The 16759-nt window shown below is 43.2% G+C and carries 20 protein-coding genes; 10 read left to right on the forward strand and 10 right to left on the reverse strand.

Annotated features, from left to right (window positions below; all coding sequences use genetic code 11):
• Window positions 1-142 precede the first annotated feature (142 nt).
• From BZL35_RS00075 to pdxH, 5 genes are all read right to left on the reverse strand, one after another.
• A complete protein-coding gene (locus BZL35_RS00075) occupies window positions 143-487 on the reverse strand; it encodes a hypothetical protein (protein WP_106181642.1) in 345 nt (114 codons plus the stop codon).
• Window positions 488-500: 13 nt separating this feature from the next.
• Window positions 501-884, reverse strand: a complete 384-nt coding sequence (locus BZL35_RS00080) for a phage holin family protein (RefSeq protein ID WP_106181645.1) — start codon at window positions 882-884, stop codon at window positions 501-503.
• Window positions 885-964: 80 nt separating this feature from the next.
• Window positions 965-1240: an ElaB/YgaM/YqjD family protein gene (locus tag BZL35_RS00085; RefSeq protein WP_106181647.1), complete on the reverse strand. Its 276-nt coding sequence runs from the start codon at window positions 1238-1240 to the stop codon at window positions 965-967.
• A 489-nt stretch (window positions 1241-1729) separates the two neighbouring features.
• The gene (locus tag BZL35_RS00090; RefSeq protein ID WP_106181649.1) at window positions 1730-2248 is read right to left on the reverse strand and encodes a flavin reductase family protein; all 519 of its coding nucleotides are present in this window, start codon (window positions 2246-2248) and stop codon (window positions 1730-1732) included.
• Between the two features lie 251 nt (window positions 2249-2499).
• Complete coding sequence (pdxH, locus tag BZL35_RS00095; protein ID WP_106181651.1) at window positions 2500-3147, reverse strand: pyridoxamine 5'-phosphate oxidase; 648 nt, start codon at window positions 3145-3147, stop codon at window positions 2500-2502.
• Between the two features lie 538 nt (window positions 3148-3685).
• Between pdxH and BZL35_RS00100 the strand changes: the two genes are divergently transcribed.
• The 10 genes from BZL35_RS00100 to murJ all read left to right on the forward strand — a co-directional run bounded on the left by BZL35_RS00100 (window position 3686) and on the right by murJ (window position 12962).
• A complete protein-coding gene (locus BZL35_RS00100; protein WP_106181653.1) occupies window positions 3686-4726 on the forward strand; it encodes an asparaginase in 1041 nt (346 codons plus the stop codon).
• Between the two features lie 649 nt (window positions 4727-5375).
• Window positions 5376-5753 carry a 30S ribosomal protein S6 gene (gene rpsF, locus BZL35_RS00110; RefSeq protein ID WP_106181658.1) on the forward strand — a complete coding sequence of 126 codons (378 nt, stop codon included), beginning with the start codon at window positions 5376-5378 and terminating at the stop codon, window positions 5751-5753.
• Window positions 5754-5802: 49 nt separating this feature from the next.
• Window positions 5803-6102, forward strand: a complete 300-nt coding sequence (gene priB / locus BZL35_RS00115; protein ID WP_106181661.1) for a primosomal replication protein N — start codon at window positions 5803-5805, stop codon at window positions 6100-6102.
• A 2-nt stretch (window positions 6103-6104) separates the two neighbouring features.
• Window positions 6105-6386 (forward strand): 30S ribosomal protein S18, encoded by a 282-nt coding sequence (rpsR, locus tag BZL35_RS00120; RefSeq protein WP_106181663.1) that lies wholly within the window; start codon window positions 6105-6107, stop codon window positions 6384-6386.
• A 30-nt stretch (window positions 6387-6416) separates the two neighbouring features.
• Window positions 6417-6872, forward strand: coding sequence for a 50S ribosomal protein L9 (gene rplI, locus BZL35_RS00125; RefSeq protein WP_106181666.1), 456 nt, complete (start codon window positions 6417-6419; stop codon window positions 6870-6872).
• A gap of 166 nt (window positions 6873-7038) precedes the next feature.
• Window positions 7039-8421 (forward strand): replicative DNA helicase, encoded by a 1383-nt coding sequence (locus BZL35_RS00130; RefSeq protein WP_106182793.1) that lies wholly within the window; start codon window positions 7039-7041, stop codon window positions 8419-8421.
• A 112-nt stretch (window positions 8422-8533) separates the two neighbouring features.
• On the forward strand, window positions 8534-9160 hold the full coding sequence (locus BZL35_RS00135; protein WP_106181668.1) for a DUF47 domain-containing protein: 627 nt from the start codon (window positions 8534-8536) through the stop codon (window positions 9158-9160).
• A 14-nt stretch (window positions 9161-9174) separates the two neighbouring features.
• Entirely contained in the window at window positions 9175-10185 is a 1011-nt protein-coding gene (locus BZL35_RS00140) for an inorganic phosphate transporter (protein WP_106181671.1), read from the forward strand.
• Between the two features lie 672 nt (window positions 10186-10857).
• Complete coding sequence (gene rpsT, locus BZL35_RS00145) at window positions 10858-11130, forward strand: 30S ribosomal protein S20 (protein WP_106181673.1); 273 nt, start codon at window positions 10858-10860, stop codon at window positions 11128-11130.
• 281 nt (window positions 11131-11411) lie between these two features.
• Window positions 11412-12962, forward strand: coding sequence for a murein biosynthesis integral membrane protein MurJ (murJ, locus tag BZL35_RS00150; protein WP_106181675.1), 1551 nt, complete (start codon window positions 11412-11414; stop codon window positions 12960-12962).
• Between the two features lie 755 nt (window positions 12963-13717).
• Here the strand turns inward: murJ and adk are convergent.
• Genes adk through lpxK form a run of 5 tightly spaced genes read right to left on the reverse strand, consistent with a single transcriptional unit; the run spans window position 13718 to window position 16668 of the window.
• Window positions 13718-14383: an adenylate kinase gene (gene adk / locus BZL35_RS00155; protein ID WP_106181678.1), complete on the reverse strand. Its 666-nt coding sequence runs from the start codon at window positions 14381-14383 to the stop codon at window positions 13718-13720.
• A complete protein-coding gene (locus BZL35_RS04980) occupies window positions 14374-14655 on the reverse strand; it encodes a hypothetical protein (RefSeq protein WP_146128566.1) in 282 nt (93 codons plus the stop codon). The genes adk and BZL35_RS04980 overlap by 10 nt, the downstream gene beginning before the upstream one ends.
• A gap of 39 nt (window positions 14656-14694) precedes the next feature.
• The gene (kdsB, locus tag BZL35_RS00160; protein WP_106182794.1) at window positions 14695-15501 is read right to left on the reverse strand and encodes a 3-deoxy-manno-octulosonate cytidylyltransferase; all 807 of its coding nucleotides are present in this window, start codon (window positions 15499-15501) and stop codon (window positions 14695-14697) included.
• Complete coding sequence (locus tag BZL35_RS00165; RefSeq protein ID WP_106181680.1) at window positions 15498-15704, reverse strand: Trm112 family protein; 207 nt, start codon at window positions 15702-15704, stop codon at window positions 15498-15500. Before BZL35_RS00165 ends, kdsB begins: the two co-directional genes overlap by 4 nt.
• Complete coding sequence (gene lpxK, locus BZL35_RS00170; RefSeq protein WP_245916328.1) at window positions 15685-16668, reverse strand: tetraacyldisaccharide 4'-kinase; 984 nt, start codon at window positions 16666-16668, stop codon at window positions 15685-15687. Before lpxK ends, BZL35_RS00165 begins: the two co-directional genes overlap by 20 nt.
• Window positions 16669-16759: the final 91 nt, after the last annotated feature.

Below are 16759 nucleotides of genomic sequence, written 5' to 3' on the forward strand. Positions count from 1 at the left end.
CCAGGTTATTTTCTTTATAGTTACTGATTATCGTCTTGAAAAGTGACTGACCACGTGAAATGGAAAGCTGATTTTTAAAATCTTTCTAATTTCTATCAGTACTAGAGGAGCTTATGAAAGAACGGAAAATTTAGTGAATATACTATTTTTTTGTAGAATTTTTCGTAACCGTTTTCTGCCAGAATTGAACTGCTTGCCAAGCTAGGAAAACAAGACTGCTCCATTTAACAAGTTTTTGGAAAGTAGTCCCCAACGGTGTTTTTCGCGACAATCCCGTGAGCGCCAACGATGCTAGTGGGCTGAAGTGGCGTGGTAACAGTAGTTTCAACCAACGGAAGCCGCGTAGCCGGTTGCATGTATTGCAAGCGTCTAATACGAGTTCCGCTCGTTCGATAGCGATCCGCGTCAATAGAATTTCTTTTCGAATCGCTAACAACTCACGGCGCGAGGTGCGAGAGCGATTCGCGGGATTGGGATTGTTTGCCACGATGCAACCTCCCTTAGTCTGAGTGCAGTGTGATGTAGTCCTTCTCGAACTCGGCTATAGTTCCTTCGAAAGGCAAAGGAGCATCGCGCAAAATTTTGCGCGCAAAAGCCGCACAGAATAACGCTAGTAGCAGATAAACCACGAGAATTACGATCATTGCTTGCCAGCGCCACGTTTCCCAAAATAGAACCATAATTAGTGCAGTTAACACTACGAGGCCTAGAAAACCGAATAACATGGCAGATAAACTGAGAAGTGCGATCTCTAGCAGGCGTTCTTTTTCTTGCGTCAGTTCAATCCCAATGAGTTCGATACGTGATTTTGCGATTTCAAGCACCGATTTGCCGATTTTTCGGACAGATGATAGAGGCGGAGAGGTTCGATTATTCTCTGTCATGGTTTGTTTAGTCTATGGCTCGTCTGTGGCTTTTTGGTAACTTTTATAGGTATAGTTGGTGAAAGCCACAGACGATGAATTTACTTGCGATTCAGCAGTAAGCCGATCACCAAACCAATGCCCGTTGCAATGCCAACAGCCTTCCATGGATGATCATGTACGTAATCATCAGTCACTCGTGCTGCTTGCTTGCTCCTCTCAACGACAACGACCTGAGCATCTGAGGCTTTTTCTTTTGCTTGTTTCAGAAGTGATAGCGCTTTTTCGCTCAATTCTGAAGCACGTTCTTCTGTCGTGCTCGCTGCTTGTTTGAGCAACTCTTCTGCATCAGCCAATACAGTTTTTATGTCCGTCATTGATGCCTCCTTTCTATTCGATGTTGCACCAAGATCATTTTATGTTAGAAAGTCGTATCTAAAAAATACAACTTTAGTATATATGACCCTTAGTATTTTTACTAGGGAACAATATTTTTTACTCATACAATAAAAAAATATTGTTCATTTTTTAGAGAGCAGTGTGTATTCCATGAAATGGAATGTTCCACTATTGGTTCACGCTTTTGATGCACACAAAGGTTTCGTTAGCTGAATCTGAATTATAAAAAATTTGTATTTTTATAATTCAGATAGATAAAGTAAAGATTTTCGATCTCTGGCATCTTCTCAAAATTTTAACCAAACGCTGCAGTGAATTTTTTGTGCTTTTTCTAATAAAGGTATGATGATTATTCAGTCTAGATCAAAGGTCTTCTAATTTTACCGAACCCAGGGAGGATCAAATTGATTTGCTAGAGTTGAGTGGAATTATTCCACCGGTATGTGAGAATCTTTTTGAATGTTTCCTTAACCTAGCGACTGTGGCTTATGAAAACCGCCACCATGAAAAATTAATGGCATCTGTAGATGACTGGTCCGGTTTATACCACATCGCTCCACTTCTCCAACGAAAATGACGTGATCACCTCCGTCATAGCGGTTGCGATTATGACATTCAAACCACGCTAATACTCCATCAAGGATAGGGATACCTGATGCCGATAATGTGTAAGAAACTCCTGCGAAGCGATTGCCCTTGGAGATCGAAAAACGTCTACATAATTCGAGTTGATCAGTGGCCAAAATGTTCACTATATAACGCGAATTTCTACAAAAAGTTGACATGCTGCTGGCGCAGTTGGCGAGACTCCAAAGAATTAATGGTGGTTTCAGTGAGACGGAGTTGAATGAACTGGCCGTGATTCCAAGCATCCCGCCATTTTCCGCGAGCGTAGTAATGATAGTGACGCCTGTGGCAAATTGCGCAAGTGCTTGACGAAACTCGTGACTACCGAAGTCGGGTGTAGCAGCACGATTTTCGTTCACTATCTTCTCTCAAAATGAAGGTCAAACATCATTGTCTATTATAGCAAATAGGTCAGAGAATGAGAGTGTGATCATTGGAAAAACGAGTGGTACAGCGTTTCCAGTTAGTCAAATCTTTCTTTAGCCTCGTATCAACGGCATGAAAATGACAGATGTAGCTTGTGCAGAATTGTTGGATGAAGACTAACAATTGAGATGATTTGCGAAAATGGCTTCTTATTTTCTGACAGTGTTATTAATTTTTATTTAATTTATGGGCACAGACGTGCTATGCGCCAATGGTGATCTGAAAGTCGGAAATATTTAATGCGATCATGTAGGCGTGATGGACGTCCTTGCCAGAATTCTATGGCATCGGGCACAAGCCGATACCCACCCCAATGTGCTGGTCGTGGAGGGGTGTCGCCGAATTTTTTTCGGAATTTCGCTTCGCGTGCCTCGATGGTGCTACGATCTTTAACTTCGACACTCTGCTCTGATGCCCACGCACCGAGTTTCGATGCAATGGGACGAGATTGGTAGTATTCATCACTTTCTTCTTCAGAAACTTTCATAACTTGCCCTTCAATGCGTACTTGTCTTTCAAGTCCGGACCAGTGAAACAAGAGACAAGCGAAATTATTGGAGGCTAACTCTCTGCCTTTTCGGCTTTCGTAATTAGTGAAGAAAGTAAAGCCTTGTGAGTCGATGCCTTTAATCAACACGATGCGTGCATCAGGTCGACCATTTGTGTCGACGGTCGCAAGGGTCATTGCATTTGGTTCAGGTAATTTTGAATCGATGGCTTGAGCGAACCAGTTTTGAAACTGGAGAAATGGGTTTGACGCCACCTCGTCTTCAGATAGAGAGTCGAGTCTGTAATTTTTGCGAAGATTTGCTAAGGAAAGTGTTCGTGTCACGATGAGATAAAGAGGAGCCAAGTCAAAGGATATGAATTCATCATTATAGGCTATGATACGATATCGATATGATGAAGTACTTCTAGTAATGAAGAAGCATTTTACTTATTTTGGAGGACTATCCCTCTATCGTTCAGCGTTTTTCTTCTAGAAGAGCAGAATTTTCCGATTCTCTATCTTTTTTTATTTCCAAGCCTCATTGTTGCATAGTAATTTCTACTTGTCTAGCCGTAGACTGCTTTTTGTAGTATTGGAATTTCTATTTTGTATCGAAAAACATGTTGAGAAATTTATGTTCAACGATTATCACTATTCTAGTTAGAGCAAACGACATTACGACATTGTTGGGGAGGTATTGAAATTTTTCATGGATCGTTGATTTTTTAAGATCGAGATTGAGAATCCAATATATTTTCAGTCAATTGATTGAATAGTTGGCATTTACAACTTAATTACTTGTCTTTAGTGTTTTTGAAAGAGGGGATTGGCGTCATCTAACCTATGTACTGTAGGGTACTGTATTCGTTACAATACTCCCATGACACTGACCATTACAAACCCTCAGACGCATTTCCCAGCATCGACAGCTGAATTGCCGCGGATTGCCATTCTTGCAACGGGCGGTACAATCGCTGGTAGCTCTCCAGATGCAACACGCACCACTGGTTATCAAGCAGGTGCTCTCGGCGTGCAGGATTTGTTATTTTCTTTGCCGCAGTTAGAGCAGGTCGCGAAAATTCAAGCTGAGCAAGTTGCTCAGATGGATAGTAAAGATATGACGTGCACTTTGTGGCAGAAAATTGCATTTCGGCTTAATGCAGTTCTTGCTCAGCCTGATATTGCAGGTGCTGTCATTACGCATGGCACAGACACTTTAGAAGAGACAGCATATTATCTCCATCTCACATTAAATAGCCATAAACCTGTTGTCATCACAGCAGCGATGCGTCCTGCGACGGCTTTGTCCTCAGATGGTCCGCTTAATTTACTCAATGCGGTTTGTGTGGCGGCGAATCCGATTTCCAGTGGGCGGGGAGTGTTAGTGGCTATGAACAATCAGATTCATTGCGCGCGCGATGTTGTTAAGACCAGCACATATGCTGTCGATGCATTTTATTCGCCTGAGGTCGGTCTGTTGGGGTGGGTACAAGATAACCGTGTGGCTTTTCAGCGGATGCCCTTGCGGTTTCACTCAATTGAGAGCGAATTCATAGGGGCGATGGGAGAACTGCCCATGGTTGAGGTCGTTTCGAGCTATGCTGGGGTTTCCCGGATTCCCGTTGATTCCTTGGTTGAAGCAGGTGTCCGTGGTCTTGTTGTTGCTGGTACGGGCAACGGTTCTTTGCACAGTGTCTTGCAACAGGCTTTGTCGGCAGCAGTTCAGCGTGGTGTTGCTGTCGTACGCTCTTCTCGTGTTGGAAGTGGTCATGTGATGCGAAATGCAGCTGCGTTAGATGATCAGTATGACTTTATTAGTTCAGGTAACCTGCCTCCTTACAAAGCTCGAGTACTTTTGATGCTTGCTTTGCAGGCAGGTATTCCACATGTCCGTTTACAATCGCTATTTGATCGTTACTAGCCTTATTCTAAAGCGACTGCGGAAATTTTTTGTATCTGGGAACTGATGATATATTTCTAGATTTTGGTCGATGATGACTGAGTAAGATTTGAATACCTAGCGCAGATATGTCATCTGACTTACTAGGAAAATATTGGTATTCAGGTAGGGTCTCTGTCATGATGTGTTGACTCTGAGTGTAAAATTAAAGTTTAAATAAATATTTCTTGGTCCGTTGGAGTCGATATACTTTGCATCAGTATCTCAGTTCAAGAAATGCTCACAGACGATTCGATTTTTCTTGGGATATTTTTCTGCTAATTGATTTAAAATGTCGCCAAGCGCTATTGCGCTAGTTATGGCGTCATAAAGCCTCGCGACTTGTTTGCGATTATTTAAAACTGAACCTTTTTCTAATATTTTTTCAATCTCAATGTTTTGGACTATTGATTCGAGGTGTTTTCCAATCATTTTGAACGAGATGGACGATGCAAGAGAGATCCTCAAACTTTTATCTTCTGTATTTGAAATGCTTAATTGAATGTTTTGGGAAGGTTGATCAAAGTCCTTGATAGGAGTGATTAAGGAAATTAGAATGAAAGTTTTTTGAAACCGAAACCTTGCCGTACTGATTTTGGCGTTCAGGCGGCTTTTTCCATAAGGAGATCATATGCGCCATTATGAAGTCGTATTTATTGTTCACCCCGATCAAAGCGAGCAAGTTACTTCTATGATTACACGTTATCGTGGCATGGTGACTGCTCGTGAAGGGAAGGTCCACCGTGTTGAAGATTGGGGACGTCGCCAATTGGCGTATATGATCGAGAAGCTGGCGAAGGCTCATTATGTGTGCTTGAATATCGAGTGTGATCAAGAGACTCTGGTTGAACTTGAGCATGCTTTTAAGTTCAACGATGCTGTTTTGCGTCACCTCGTTGTGCGTATGAAGCAAGCTGAAACTGCTCCGTCACCAATGATGAAGGAAGTCATTCGCGAAGAATCCAAGAAAGCAGTTATCGTTCCTGCAACTGAAACTTCGGTTTTGTAATTGGAAATAGATGACATCAAGCTAGTGATTGACAACGGGATATTGATGGGTGAACCACCTAAGAATCGAAGCGAGTATTCTCGAAATTGGTGTGATTCGCTACACACCGATTGGATTCCCTGTCATTGATATTACCTTGAGTTATGCAGGAGCAGTTAAAGAGGCGGGGATGCCTCGTCATGTTGAGTTCTCGATGCCGGCCGTTGCTATTGGTCCAATCAGCGAAAAAATTATTGACCTTGGACTCGATAGGCGAGTTCTCTGGTTGGGTTTTTTGGCGAAAAAACATCGGAATAGCTCCATTTTTTTGTTTCACATTACAGCATTACAAGAGATTGAGAAGGATTGAATATGCCACGTCCTAATGGTAAAAATAAAAAGTTTGATCGTCGTCGCCAACAGCAAAATCTGTTGTTTAAGCGGAAGAAATTCTGTCGTTTCACAGTGGCAGGTGTGGATAAAATTGATTATAAAGACGTTGAAATGCTAAGAGACTTTATTGGTGAGAACGGCAAGATCACACCTGCTCGTTTGACCGGTACGAAGGCGCATTATCAGCGCCAACTCGATACTGCGATCAAACGCGCACGTTTCCTCGCACTCATACCGTATACTGATCTGCATGCTGCTTAAGCATAAGCGCTTGACGAAGGAGTATAGAAAATGCAAGTGATTCTGTTAGAAAAAGTCATCAATTTAGGTGGTCTTGGCGATATCGTTAAGGTAAAGGATGGGTTTGCTCGTAACTTCCTTATTCCGAAAAAGAAAGCACGTCGTGCCACGAAGGACACTATTACTGAATTTCAAGTTCGACGTGCTGAACTCGAAAAGGTTGCTGCTGAGAAATTGAGTGCTGCAAAAGCGGTTGGTGAGAAGTTTGCTGGCATGACTGTGCAAATTTTGAAGAAGGCTGGTGTTGATGGTCGTCTATTCGGTTCCGTTACGAATGCCGATATAGCTGAGGCGATAAGTGCTCAGGATGTTGTTCATATCGAGAAGGCGCAAGTTCGTCTTCCAAATGGTCTTTTGAAGACCGTGGGTGACTTCTCAGTACAAGTAGTTTTACACACGGACGTTACAGTTGATGTAACAGTGGCAGTATTGGGTCAAAATGCCTAAGGTGGTTTTTATTGCCCCGAAACGGGAGCCATACAGTTGGCTTCCGTTTTTTTATGTTTGTTATTTATTTTTCTTTCTTATTTATTATGGGAGGTAGGTGCGAAAGTATGCTGTCTTCGTTCAGAAGATATCTGACCGTAATGGACCTCAATATATAATGACGGGCATGAACGTTCCTGATCCACAGCTCGAATCACTTAAGATTCCGCCTCACTCTGTTGAGGCTGAGCAGTCCGTCCTTGGAGGACTTTTGCTCGATAACTCAGCCTGGGATAGGATTGGTGATTTTCTTAGTGAATCTGATTTTTATCGATACGATCACCGCCTGATTTACAATCATATTGGTCGCCTTATTGCTCGCGACAGGCCTGTTGATGTCATCACTGTCTTTGAGTCTCTGATGACCGTTGGCAAAGCTGAGGATGTTGGTGGAATTGTCTATCTCAATGCGCTTGCACAAAATACGCCCAGTGCAGCCAATATTCGTCGATATGCCGAAATAGTCCGCGATCGCGCAGTGCTTCGTAAGCTTGTGACGATCGCAGATGAAATTGCTTCTGATGCTTTTAACCCACAAGGTAAGGAAGTAAGACAGATGCTTGATGAGGCCGAATCTAAAGTGTTCGCGATTGCTGAAGAGGGCGCGCGTGGTACAAAAGGTTTCTCGGAATTGCAGTCGTTACTTACGCAAGTAGTCGAGCGTATCGATGATCTTTATCATCGCGACGGTGTTAGCGATATTACAGGTATTCCCACAGGTTTCATTGACATCGACAAGATGACCTCTGGTTTGCATGGAGGTGACTTGGTGGTTGTAGCTGGTCGTCCATCAATGGGAAAAACAACCTTTTCAATGAATATTGGGGAACATATTGCTGTTGAAGAAGGATTGCCTGTGGCAGTATTCTCGATGGAAATGCCGGGTACTCAGCTTGCAATGCGTATGCTAGGTTCAGTTGGACGTCTTGATCAGCATCGCTTGCGTACTGGCAAGCTGGCAGATGAGGACTGGCCAAAGTTGACGCATGCAATGCAAAAAATGAGTGAAACACAATTGTTTGTTGATGAAACACCCGCATTAACTCCGATAGAGTTGCGTGCTCGCGCACGTCGTTTGGCCAGGCAGTGTGGCAGACTCGGACTGATAATCATCGATTATTTGCAGCTAATGAGTGGCTCGGGTGTCGGAGAAAACCGGGCAACTGAAATTTCCGAAATTTCGCGTTCGTTGAAAGCTTTGGCTAAGGAATTGAATGTTCCAGTTATTGCGTTATCACAACTCAACCGCAGTCTTGAGCAACGTCCAAATAAGCGTCCAGTCATGTCTGATTTGCGAGAGTCAGGAGCTATCGAACAGGATGCAGACATTATTTTTTTCATCTATCGCGATGAAGTTTATAACCCTGATTCTCTTGACAAGGGTAGTGCTGAGATCATTATAGGCAAACAGCGTAACGGTCCCATTGGTACGGTGCGTTTGACCTTCATTGGAGCGTATACAAGATTTGATAATTTTGCGAGTGCTTATAATGTGGGTAGATCGGATTAATAGTCTTTTTCGTAAAGCATCTATCTGATCTATTTGATTTTAACAGAGTACAATATGGCGACTTTTTTGTCGCATAGATGTGTCTATCTCTAATTATTCGGAGTTTTCCAGAATGTTCGGTCGCTTCATGCCTACTGAAGGAAAGTTTTTTGACCTATTCAACCAGCATGCTGAGTGCATGGTTTCAGCCAGCCGTGAGCTAGCCGCAATGATCAGTGATTTACCGAATGCTGGACCACACATTGCCGCTGTGCAAAATTATGAAAAAAGGGCAGACCGCATTACGCACGAAACTATTGACTTGATGCACAAGACATTTATCACACCGTTTGATCGTGATGAAATACATAAACTTATCAGTACGATGGATGATATCCTCGATCTCATGGAGGACGTCGCTACTGCTATTTCGATGTATGCCATTAATGGCTTGACACAGGACGCGAAGGATCTCGGTAATATCTGTGTAATTTGCTGTGAACAGGTGCAAAACGCCGTCGCACTATTGCATGATCTTGATCGGGCACCGGAGATCCTTAAATGTTGTGAAGACATTGACCTCCTTGAATCTGAGGCTGATCGTTTATTGAGGACAGCTTTGTCAAAACTTTTCCGTGAAGAAAATGACGTCAAGAACTTAATAAAGCTAAAAGCAGTATCAGAATTGCTTGAATCGATGACTGATAAGTGTGAGGATGTTGCTAATATTATTGAGGGCATTGTGCTCGAAAATGCATGAGTGGAGAAAAATAAATGGCAACGCTCCACATCAGTTTATGGTCAGTTGGATTGCTTATTGCGCTGGCGATCATTTTCGATTTTATGAATGGTTTTCATGACGCTGCTAATTCGATTGCAACAGTAATTTCGACAGGTGTGATGAAACCTCATCAGGCCGTCGCTTTTGCGGCGTTTTTTAATATACTTGCTCTTTTTGTATTTCATTTGAAGGTTGCAGCTACTGTTGGCAAGGGTACAGTGCATCCTGAGGTTGTTGATCATTATGTAATTTTTGGTGCATTGATCGGGGCTATTGTATGGAATATTATCACTTGGTATTACTGTATTCCGTCGAGTTCTTCACATGCTTTGATCGGTGGGTTGTTGGGTGCTGCGGTAGCTAAAGCGGGAACGGGTTCATTGGTGGCGAAGGGTTTGCTTCAGACTGTGACATTTATTTTTCTATCACCGCTACTTGGGTTCGTATTGGGTTCATTCTGCATGTTGTTGGTGTCGTGGCCATTTTTTCGTACTCCACCATCCAAGGTGGAGGGTTGGTTCCGTCGTTTGCAACTGGTTTCTGCAGGTTTATACAGTCTGGGGCATGGGGGTAACGATGCTCAGAAGACTATTGGTATTATCTGGATGCTTTTGATCACTGCTGGTCTATGGCCACAGTCAGAGATAGAACCTCCGGTATGGGTTATTGTCTCCTGTCATCTGGCGATTGGTTTCGGTACGATGTTTGGCGGTTGGCGCATTGTTCACACCATGGGGCAGAAGATAACCAAGCTTAAGCCAGTAGGTGGATTCTGTGCTGAGGCTGGGGGTGCATTCACACTATTTTTTGCATCTTGGCTAGGTGTCCCCGTCTCGACGACACATACGATTACTGGTGCTATCGTTGGTGTGGGAGCTACGCGTAGACTTGCTGCTGTACGTTGGGGTGTTGCCGGCAATATAGTTTGGGCTTGGATTCTGACGATTCCAGCATCAGCCTTTATCTCGGGGATTGCTTGGTGGGTGGGGAAGCAGATTTTATGATCTGAGTCTCAGTGATTTGCTGTTGGCTGTGAAGCAAGAAAAATTGGTGAAGAGTGATATTCTCTAATTTGGTTGTCAGATATTATGGGTCTGGTGACATGCTTTTTGTGGATTGAGTATGCTTACTGGGTTGGTGCTGAGGGCAACTGTATTGTATTGGTGAAAGGCGATTCAACGGATGGGGCAGGTTGTGTTTTGTTGTATTTTTTTGTCATATAGCGATGTGAGGTTTGGATATAGGGTAATGTTATTGGATAAATTGTAAATGTTGAGCGATTTTGAGTGGTTATTTCGCATTGACATAAGACTTCAATGGAGTTCAAGGACGTCGTATTCTGAGTGTAGTTTGGCTGATCAAGCCTCAATGTTGGGATAGCCTGGACTGGTGAGTGTCTGTTGATTCTTTGTGTATTAAGTAATGTGCAGCAGTAATCCAGAGTACTTCTAAAAGAAGCTTTCCCATATAGTAAAGTCATCCATTATCAAAAAAATTATTCAATCATTATTGATTATTGCCGGTTTTTAAATATTTGAGCTATAATGAAAAGCTGTGCATCAGCGGATTGCTTCCTGGTCCATATCCTATTTTTCCGGGAAGCCGCGTCAATTTCAGATAACACTGCATAGGCCGCATAACCGCATAAGGCGGAGAAATTCAAGGAATTTAAGAACATGGCAAATACCGTTCAAGCACGTAAGCGCGCTCGTCAAACTGTCAGGATAAACGCACATAATTCGGCATTACGCTCGCGTTTGCGTACAGCTATTAAGGCTGTGCGTAAAGCTATAGCAGCTGGTGATCAAGCTGCGGCTAGACAGATCTTGCGTGTGTCAACTAAGACGATTGACATTATTGCTGATAAGAAGATTGTGCATAAGAATACCGCAGCACGTCAAAAGAGCCGTCTATCCTCCGCGGTCAAAAGAATGACTGTTGTTGTATAAGTACCTCGACCTAGTAAGAGAAAGAAAAAACCCGCAATTGCGGGTTTTTTCTTTCTCTTACTTATCTGTTACGGGGTGGGTTGATAGTTCAAGAAGTTTTGATAGGGACGAGGGCGACCGAATGAACGCGGAATTCTCTTAAATTGATTTTTGAACTCACTGCTCCTGGAACGCAGGCTTCAATGAAAGTTATCTTCCTTGATTCGTCTATCTAAAAATAGAGAAATTTACTAGAAATTCTTTTGCTAGATCCAAGATTTTCAATAATGTAACCGAAAGATATGAATTTACTCAAAGCTTTCGCTATGGTCAGCGGGTTTACGATGCTATCACGCATCACTGGTTTATTTCGTGAAATTTTGATTGCCCGAATGTTTGGGGCCGGTCCGATGACAGATGCTTACAATGTTGCCTTCCGTATCCCTAATTTGTTGCGTCGTTTATCTGCGGAAGGTGCTTTTTCACAGGCTTTTTTACCGATTTTGGCTGAGTATAAGACACAGCAAGGCCAGAATGAAACCAAGCGTTTTATTGATGCGGTTGCTACAATTCTTTTCTGGATTCTATTGCTTTTGACTTTCACTGGTGTTCTAGGCGCTACTGGTGTGGTTTATGTGGTGGCTACAGGTTTATCACGCGAAGAAGGGATTTTTGATGCTGCTATTTTCATGACACGTGTGATGTTTTCATACATTGTATTAATTTCCTTAACAACATTGGGAGCTGGTGTCTTAAATGCTTGGCGTCAGTTTTCCTTGCCTGCTTTTGCACCAGTACTTTTGAATGTGAGTTCAATCTTTGCATCTTTGTGGGTGGCACCGCATCTAGAGACACCAGTTTACGCTTTGGCCTATGGTGTGATAGCAGGAGGTATCTTACAGCTATCGATTCAGCTGCCCGCACTCTCTAATATCGGAATGATCCCGCGTATTTCATTTGATATTCGTGCAGCTTGGAGTCATCAAGGGGTGAAGCGTGTGATGTCACAGATGCTTCCAGCAACCCTTGCTGTGTCTATTGCGCAGGTTAGTTTGATGATTAACACTAATATTGCCTCGCGTTTGACGCAGGGCAGTGTGTCGTGGCTTGCGTATGCAGATCGCTTAATGGAGTTTCCAACGGCATTGTTAGGCGTAGCATTAGGTACAATTCTTCTGCCGAATCTTTCCACTGCCCATGCGGATGGTGATCCCAATACCTATTCGTCACTATTAGATTGGGGGTTGCGACTAACTTTTTTATTGGCTACTCCCAGTGCTGTTAGTTTATTCATTTATGCTGAACCGTTGACTGCGACGATTTATCAGTATGGTCATTTTGATGCCCATGACGTATTGATGACTGCACATGCGCTTACGGCTTATGGCATTGGGCTTGTTGGATTAATTCTAATTAAGATTCTTGCATCTGCTTTCTACGCCAAGCGAGATATTAAGACTCCGGTCAAAATTGCGGTGTTGGTGTTAATCGCGACACAATTGGCTAATCTATTATTTGTACGTTGGTTTGCGCATGCGGGATTGACCCTTTCTATTGGCGTTGGTGCTTGCATGAATGCAGCTTTACTATTTGTTGGACTTTATCGGAGAGGTATTTACCGTCCTGCTTCTGGTTGGCGGCTTTTTTTTGCACAATTGTTGGCTGCTTGTCTTTTGCTATCGGGGATGTTGCTATGGTTTGCACAAAGTTTTGATTGGATCGCTTTGGGTCAGCACCCATTTATGCGTGTTGCATTGTTAAGTGGGAGTCTTTTGCTATGCGGTGTCATATATTTTTTGGCACTGTTTGTTATGGGCTTTAATTTTTCATTTTTTCGGAGGGATGTAGCTTGATTTGCTTCGATTGATTAAATATTGATACAGATTTTTTTGATGTGAAAATCAAGTTGATTTTCACATCAATTTTTTCGAATTTTTGAGGTCGCCAATGGATGTTATGAGCATTGTAAAAATCATAATTTTCTGCCATTTCTTTTCCTCTGTTAGGTAGGATGAAAGCTACTTACACATAGTATTTTTTCGACTCCGCACCATCTTCATATCCTAGAACTGCTATTGCAGAAGAGATTGATCAGTATGGCAGATTGCGGTTTTGAGAGATTTTTTCTTCCCCAAATTTTTATTGCGATCATGTGATGTTGTTTGTACTACTCGGTGAGTATGAACTAAATAAAAGAAGGTTGCTCATAGTTACTAGCGGGACATCTAGGAAAAGAAAAACATCGTACGCATTTGCTATCTTCTAGAGTAGTCTTTCATGAGATTGCTATAGTACTAATAGCGGCGCTCGCAGAACAACATTCGTTCTGCGAGGTTTGCATGCACGACCTTCCGGTTGGTTAACTTGGCTTCGATGTAATAAATTTGTCACTAAAAAAGTGTTGCATGCGTTTGCCTTATTGATAAAATTCCTACTTTCATCAGAAAATAGTTTTATTTTCTGATGAAAGTATCTACTTCTATATTTAATTCAGGTGTTTCATGTTTCCAACATCTGATTATCCTAAATTTTTAGAGGCGTCTATTTGCCTGTTCATTTTTCCTGGTGGGCAGCGGATTTTGTATAAGATGGATGAGAGATGATTGAGTTATTTCAATGCTTGGAACACTCGTAATCGAATGTCGTCGACGCTTCCGAGGCCAGAAATTTTTCGATATTGTGGGACAGCTACATTGGTGTCACTTTCATTATCTTGTGCCCAGGCTGAATAGTAGGCTACTAGTGGTTTGGTTTGTGACTCATAGATGTCAAGCCGTTTTTTAACGGTTTCTTCCTTGTCGTCATCTCTCTGAACTAATGGTTCACCCGTCACATTGTCTAAGCCATCGATCTTCGGAGGATTGAATTTGATGTGGTAGGTGCGACCCGATGCCGGATGCATGCGACGACCGCTCATACGTTCAATAATTTCATTGAAAGGGACATCTATTTCTAGCACAAAATCGATTGTAACTCCTGCATATTTAAGCGCTTGTGCTTGCGGAATCGTACGCGGGAAGCCATCGAATAAGTAGCCGTTTTGGCAGTCAGCTTGTGTCAAACGTTCCTTTACCATGCCAATGACGACTTGATCAGGTACGAGGTCACCTGCGTCCATGAACTGCTTTGCTTCTAAGCCTAGTGCAGTGCCTGCTTTGATTGCAGCACGCAACATTTCACCGGTTGAGATTTGAGGAATATTGAATTTCTCTTTGATAAAACTGGCTTGGGTACCCTTACCTGCCCCGGGTGCTCCCAACAAAATCAAACGCATTGATGACTCCTGAAGTTTGTGTGATTTGTGAATGCTGTATTTGCGGCGGGTATGGGAAACCGGTTGACAATGCTAGTGATGGTACCCGTTCCGCCATCTTTTGGCGTTCCACCGGAATCTGCGTGTGATGATAGATAATAACCTTCGAGATTATGCCACGTTGTACTCGCTGGCTCACGAATTTGGAGCGTGAGTTGTAGAAAAAATGGCAGACGCACATAATTAGAATGACTGTTAGTCGATGAGTTGTCACAGCATAGTGGGGTGCTCATTGTGATTAATGTTTGGATGACAATGTAGGATCTCGCAAATTACGCTTCTAGCAATGCCTGCACACGAACTAAATCATCTGGTGTATCAACACTAGTGGGCGGTGCATTCTCTGTGAGGAGAACGGCAATCCGCTCTCCATGCCATATGGGACGGAGCTGTTCGAGGGATTCAGCAATTTCGATGGGTGCTTTGGATAGATTTCGATAGCGTCGTAAAAATGATACTCGGTAGGCGTAGAGGCCGATGTGTCGATATACTGGTAGGCTAGGTAGAGACAAGTAAGAGATTTGCGAAAAAGCGGTTTGCCAAGCATCACGTTCCCATGGAATTGGGGCACGTGAGAAATATAAAGCGCGATTATGTGCATCTAGTACGACTTTGACAACGTTTGGGTTGAAAATATCGCTGGTTTTATCAATGGAATGTGCTGCTGTGGCTAAGGCACAGTCGGAATAGGTTGCGAGATGTGCAGCAACATCGTGTATGAGCGATGGATTAATTAGTGGCTCGTCGCCTTGTACGTTAACAACGATGGTTTCATCAGACCAATTGAATTGTTCCACGATTTCGGCGACCCGGTCTGTTCCATTTGTATGATTGACGCTTGTTAAGCGTACCTCAAACCCATAAGGAGCGACTGCGTCAATTATACTTTGTGCGTCTGTGGCGATTACTACCCGTTGTGCGCCTGATTCGCATACCCTTTGAGCGGTGTGTACTACCATAGGTTTTCCTGCTAGTTTAGCAAGTGGTTTATTTGGTAGACGTGTCGAAGCAAGTCGTGCGGGAATGACCGCGACAAAATTTGTTTTAGATCTGTTGGGAAGACGTGGTGGTGTATTCACTTGCAAGAATTATTGGCTAATGATAAATCAACTATACCTTCTTCCAATTGACGTGCTTCATCGACAAGCATAACTGGAATACGATCACGAATTGGATAGGCGAGTTTGTCGACGTTGCAGATCAGTTCCTGTGATTTCTTATCATATAACAAGGATCCTTTGCATAACGGGCAAACGAGAATTTCAAACAGTCGAGTGTCCACTCAATTTCTCCAGAACTAGGGATACCAGGCGTGTATCGAGTACTGCAAAAGCAGACACTGCCCACAATCTTGGATCCGACCAAGACAAACATTTTACTGCATCCTTTTCGGTGATTAATATGGTATTTGCCGTGACTGTTTTAAAGGGATTGTATGCAAAATCGAAATGATCGGCCAATGCCATCGTTTGGAGTGTGAGGCCAGCATTCCGTAGTGAGAAGAAAAAGCGCTCTGGAGCACCGATGCCAGCTGCGGCGAGGACTTCATTGTTTGTAAAATAAGAGAGGGGTCTGCGTAGTGTGGGTTGACTCACGCACCAGGCTTCACCGAGAGAAATGTTCAGTCGCCATGTGTTTGGCCATGGAGGTAAAGGAGTGTCGTAGGGATCGTTAACGAGATTGGCATCTCGCGGTCTAGACAATGGTTCACGTAATGGTCCAGCAGGGAGATGAAAACCATTACCAGCCAATCGGTGGTCAAAGACGGCGATTTCTATATCACGTGCAAGTTTGTAGTGCTGTAAGCCATCATCGCAAATGATTACATTACATTCGGGATGTTCTGCTAATAGGCTTTTACCTCCCTCGACTCGTGATGGCCAGACCACGATAGGAGCTCCAGTACGATGATAGATCAGCAATGGTTCGTCACCGACATCGGTTGCCACATCGTTCTCTTTGACGCTCCGTGGTTCTGTTAATCTGGCGCCATAACCACGTGATAGTACTCCTGGGGTAAAACCTGCATTGCGTAGTACTTCAATCAAGGCAATCACAACAGGTGTTTTCCCAGTACCACCAACGGTTAGGTTTCCGACTACTACTGTTGGAACTGACAATCGTTTGGATCGATAACATCCGAGACGAAAGCACAGTCGCCGCATTGAGGAGATGGTGAAAAAGATCCATGATAACGGCAAAAGTAGCCAAGTTATCCAACTATGTCGTTGCCACTGTGCGGTCATTTTATGCACGATTGAGCTCGATAGACGAGGTACGATGGCTTTTCCGCGACTCTGATGGTATTTATTCATCATTATTTGGCTTCATGCATGT

This window comes from Candidatus Pandoraea novymonadis, assembly GCF_003004665.1.
Taxonomy (GTDB): Bacteria; Pseudomonadota; Gammaproteobacteria; order Burkholderiales; family Burkholderiaceae; genus Pandoraea; species Pandoraea novymonadis.

Coding starts and splice junctions, on each gene's coding strand:
- BZL35_RS00080 (WP_106181645.1), bottom strand. CDS start 884: ATGACAGAGAATAATCGAACCTCTCCGCCTCTATCATCTGTCCGAAAA.
- BZL35_RS00085 (WP_106181647.1), bottom strand. CDS start 1,240: ATGACGGACATAAAAACTGTATTGGCTGATGCAGAAGAGTTGCTCAAA.
- BZL35_RS00100 (WP_106181653.1), top strand. CDS start 3,686: ATGACACTGACCATTACAAACCCTCAGACGCATTTCCCAGCATCGACA.
- rpsF (WP_106181658.1), top strand. CDS start 5,376: ATGCGCCATTATGAAGTCGTATTTATTGTTCACCCCGATCAAAGCGAG.
- rpsR (WP_106181663.1), top strand. CDS start 6,105: ATGCCACGTCCTAATGGTAAAAATAAAAAGTTTGATCGTCGTCGCCAA.
- rplI (WP_106181666.1), top strand. CDS start 6,417: ATGCAAGTGATTCTGTTAGAAAAAGTCATCAATTTAGGTGGTCTTGGC.
- BZL35_RS00130 (WP_106182793.1), top strand. CDS start 7,039: ATGAACGTTCCTGATCCACAGCTCGAATCACTTAAGATTCCGCCTCAC.
- BZL35_RS00135 (WP_106181668.1), top strand. CDS start 8,534: ATGTTCGGTCGCTTCATGCCTACTGAAGGAAAGTTTTTTGACCTATTC.
- BZL35_RS00140 (WP_106181671.1), top strand. CDS start 9,175: ATGGCAACGCTCCACATCAGTTTATGGTCAGTTGGATTGCTTATTGCG.
- rpsT (WP_106181673.1), top strand. CDS start 10,858: ATGGCAAATACCGTTCAAGCACGTAAGCGCGCTCGTCAAACTGTCAGG.
- murJ (WP_106181675.1), top strand. CDS start 11,412: ATGAATTTACTCAAAGCTTTCGCTATGGTCAGCGGGTTTACGATGCTA.
- adk (WP_106181678.1), bottom strand. CDS start 14,383: ATGCGTTTGATTTTGTTGGGAGCACCCGGGGCAGGTAAGGGTACCCAA.
- BZL35_RS04980 (WP_146128566.1), bottom strand. CDS start 14,655: ATGAGCACCCCACTATGCTGTGACAACTCATCGACTAACAGTCATTCT.
- lpxK (WP_245916328.1), bottom strand. CDS start 16,668: ATGACCGCACAGTGGCAACGACATAGTTGGATAACTTGGCTACTTTTG.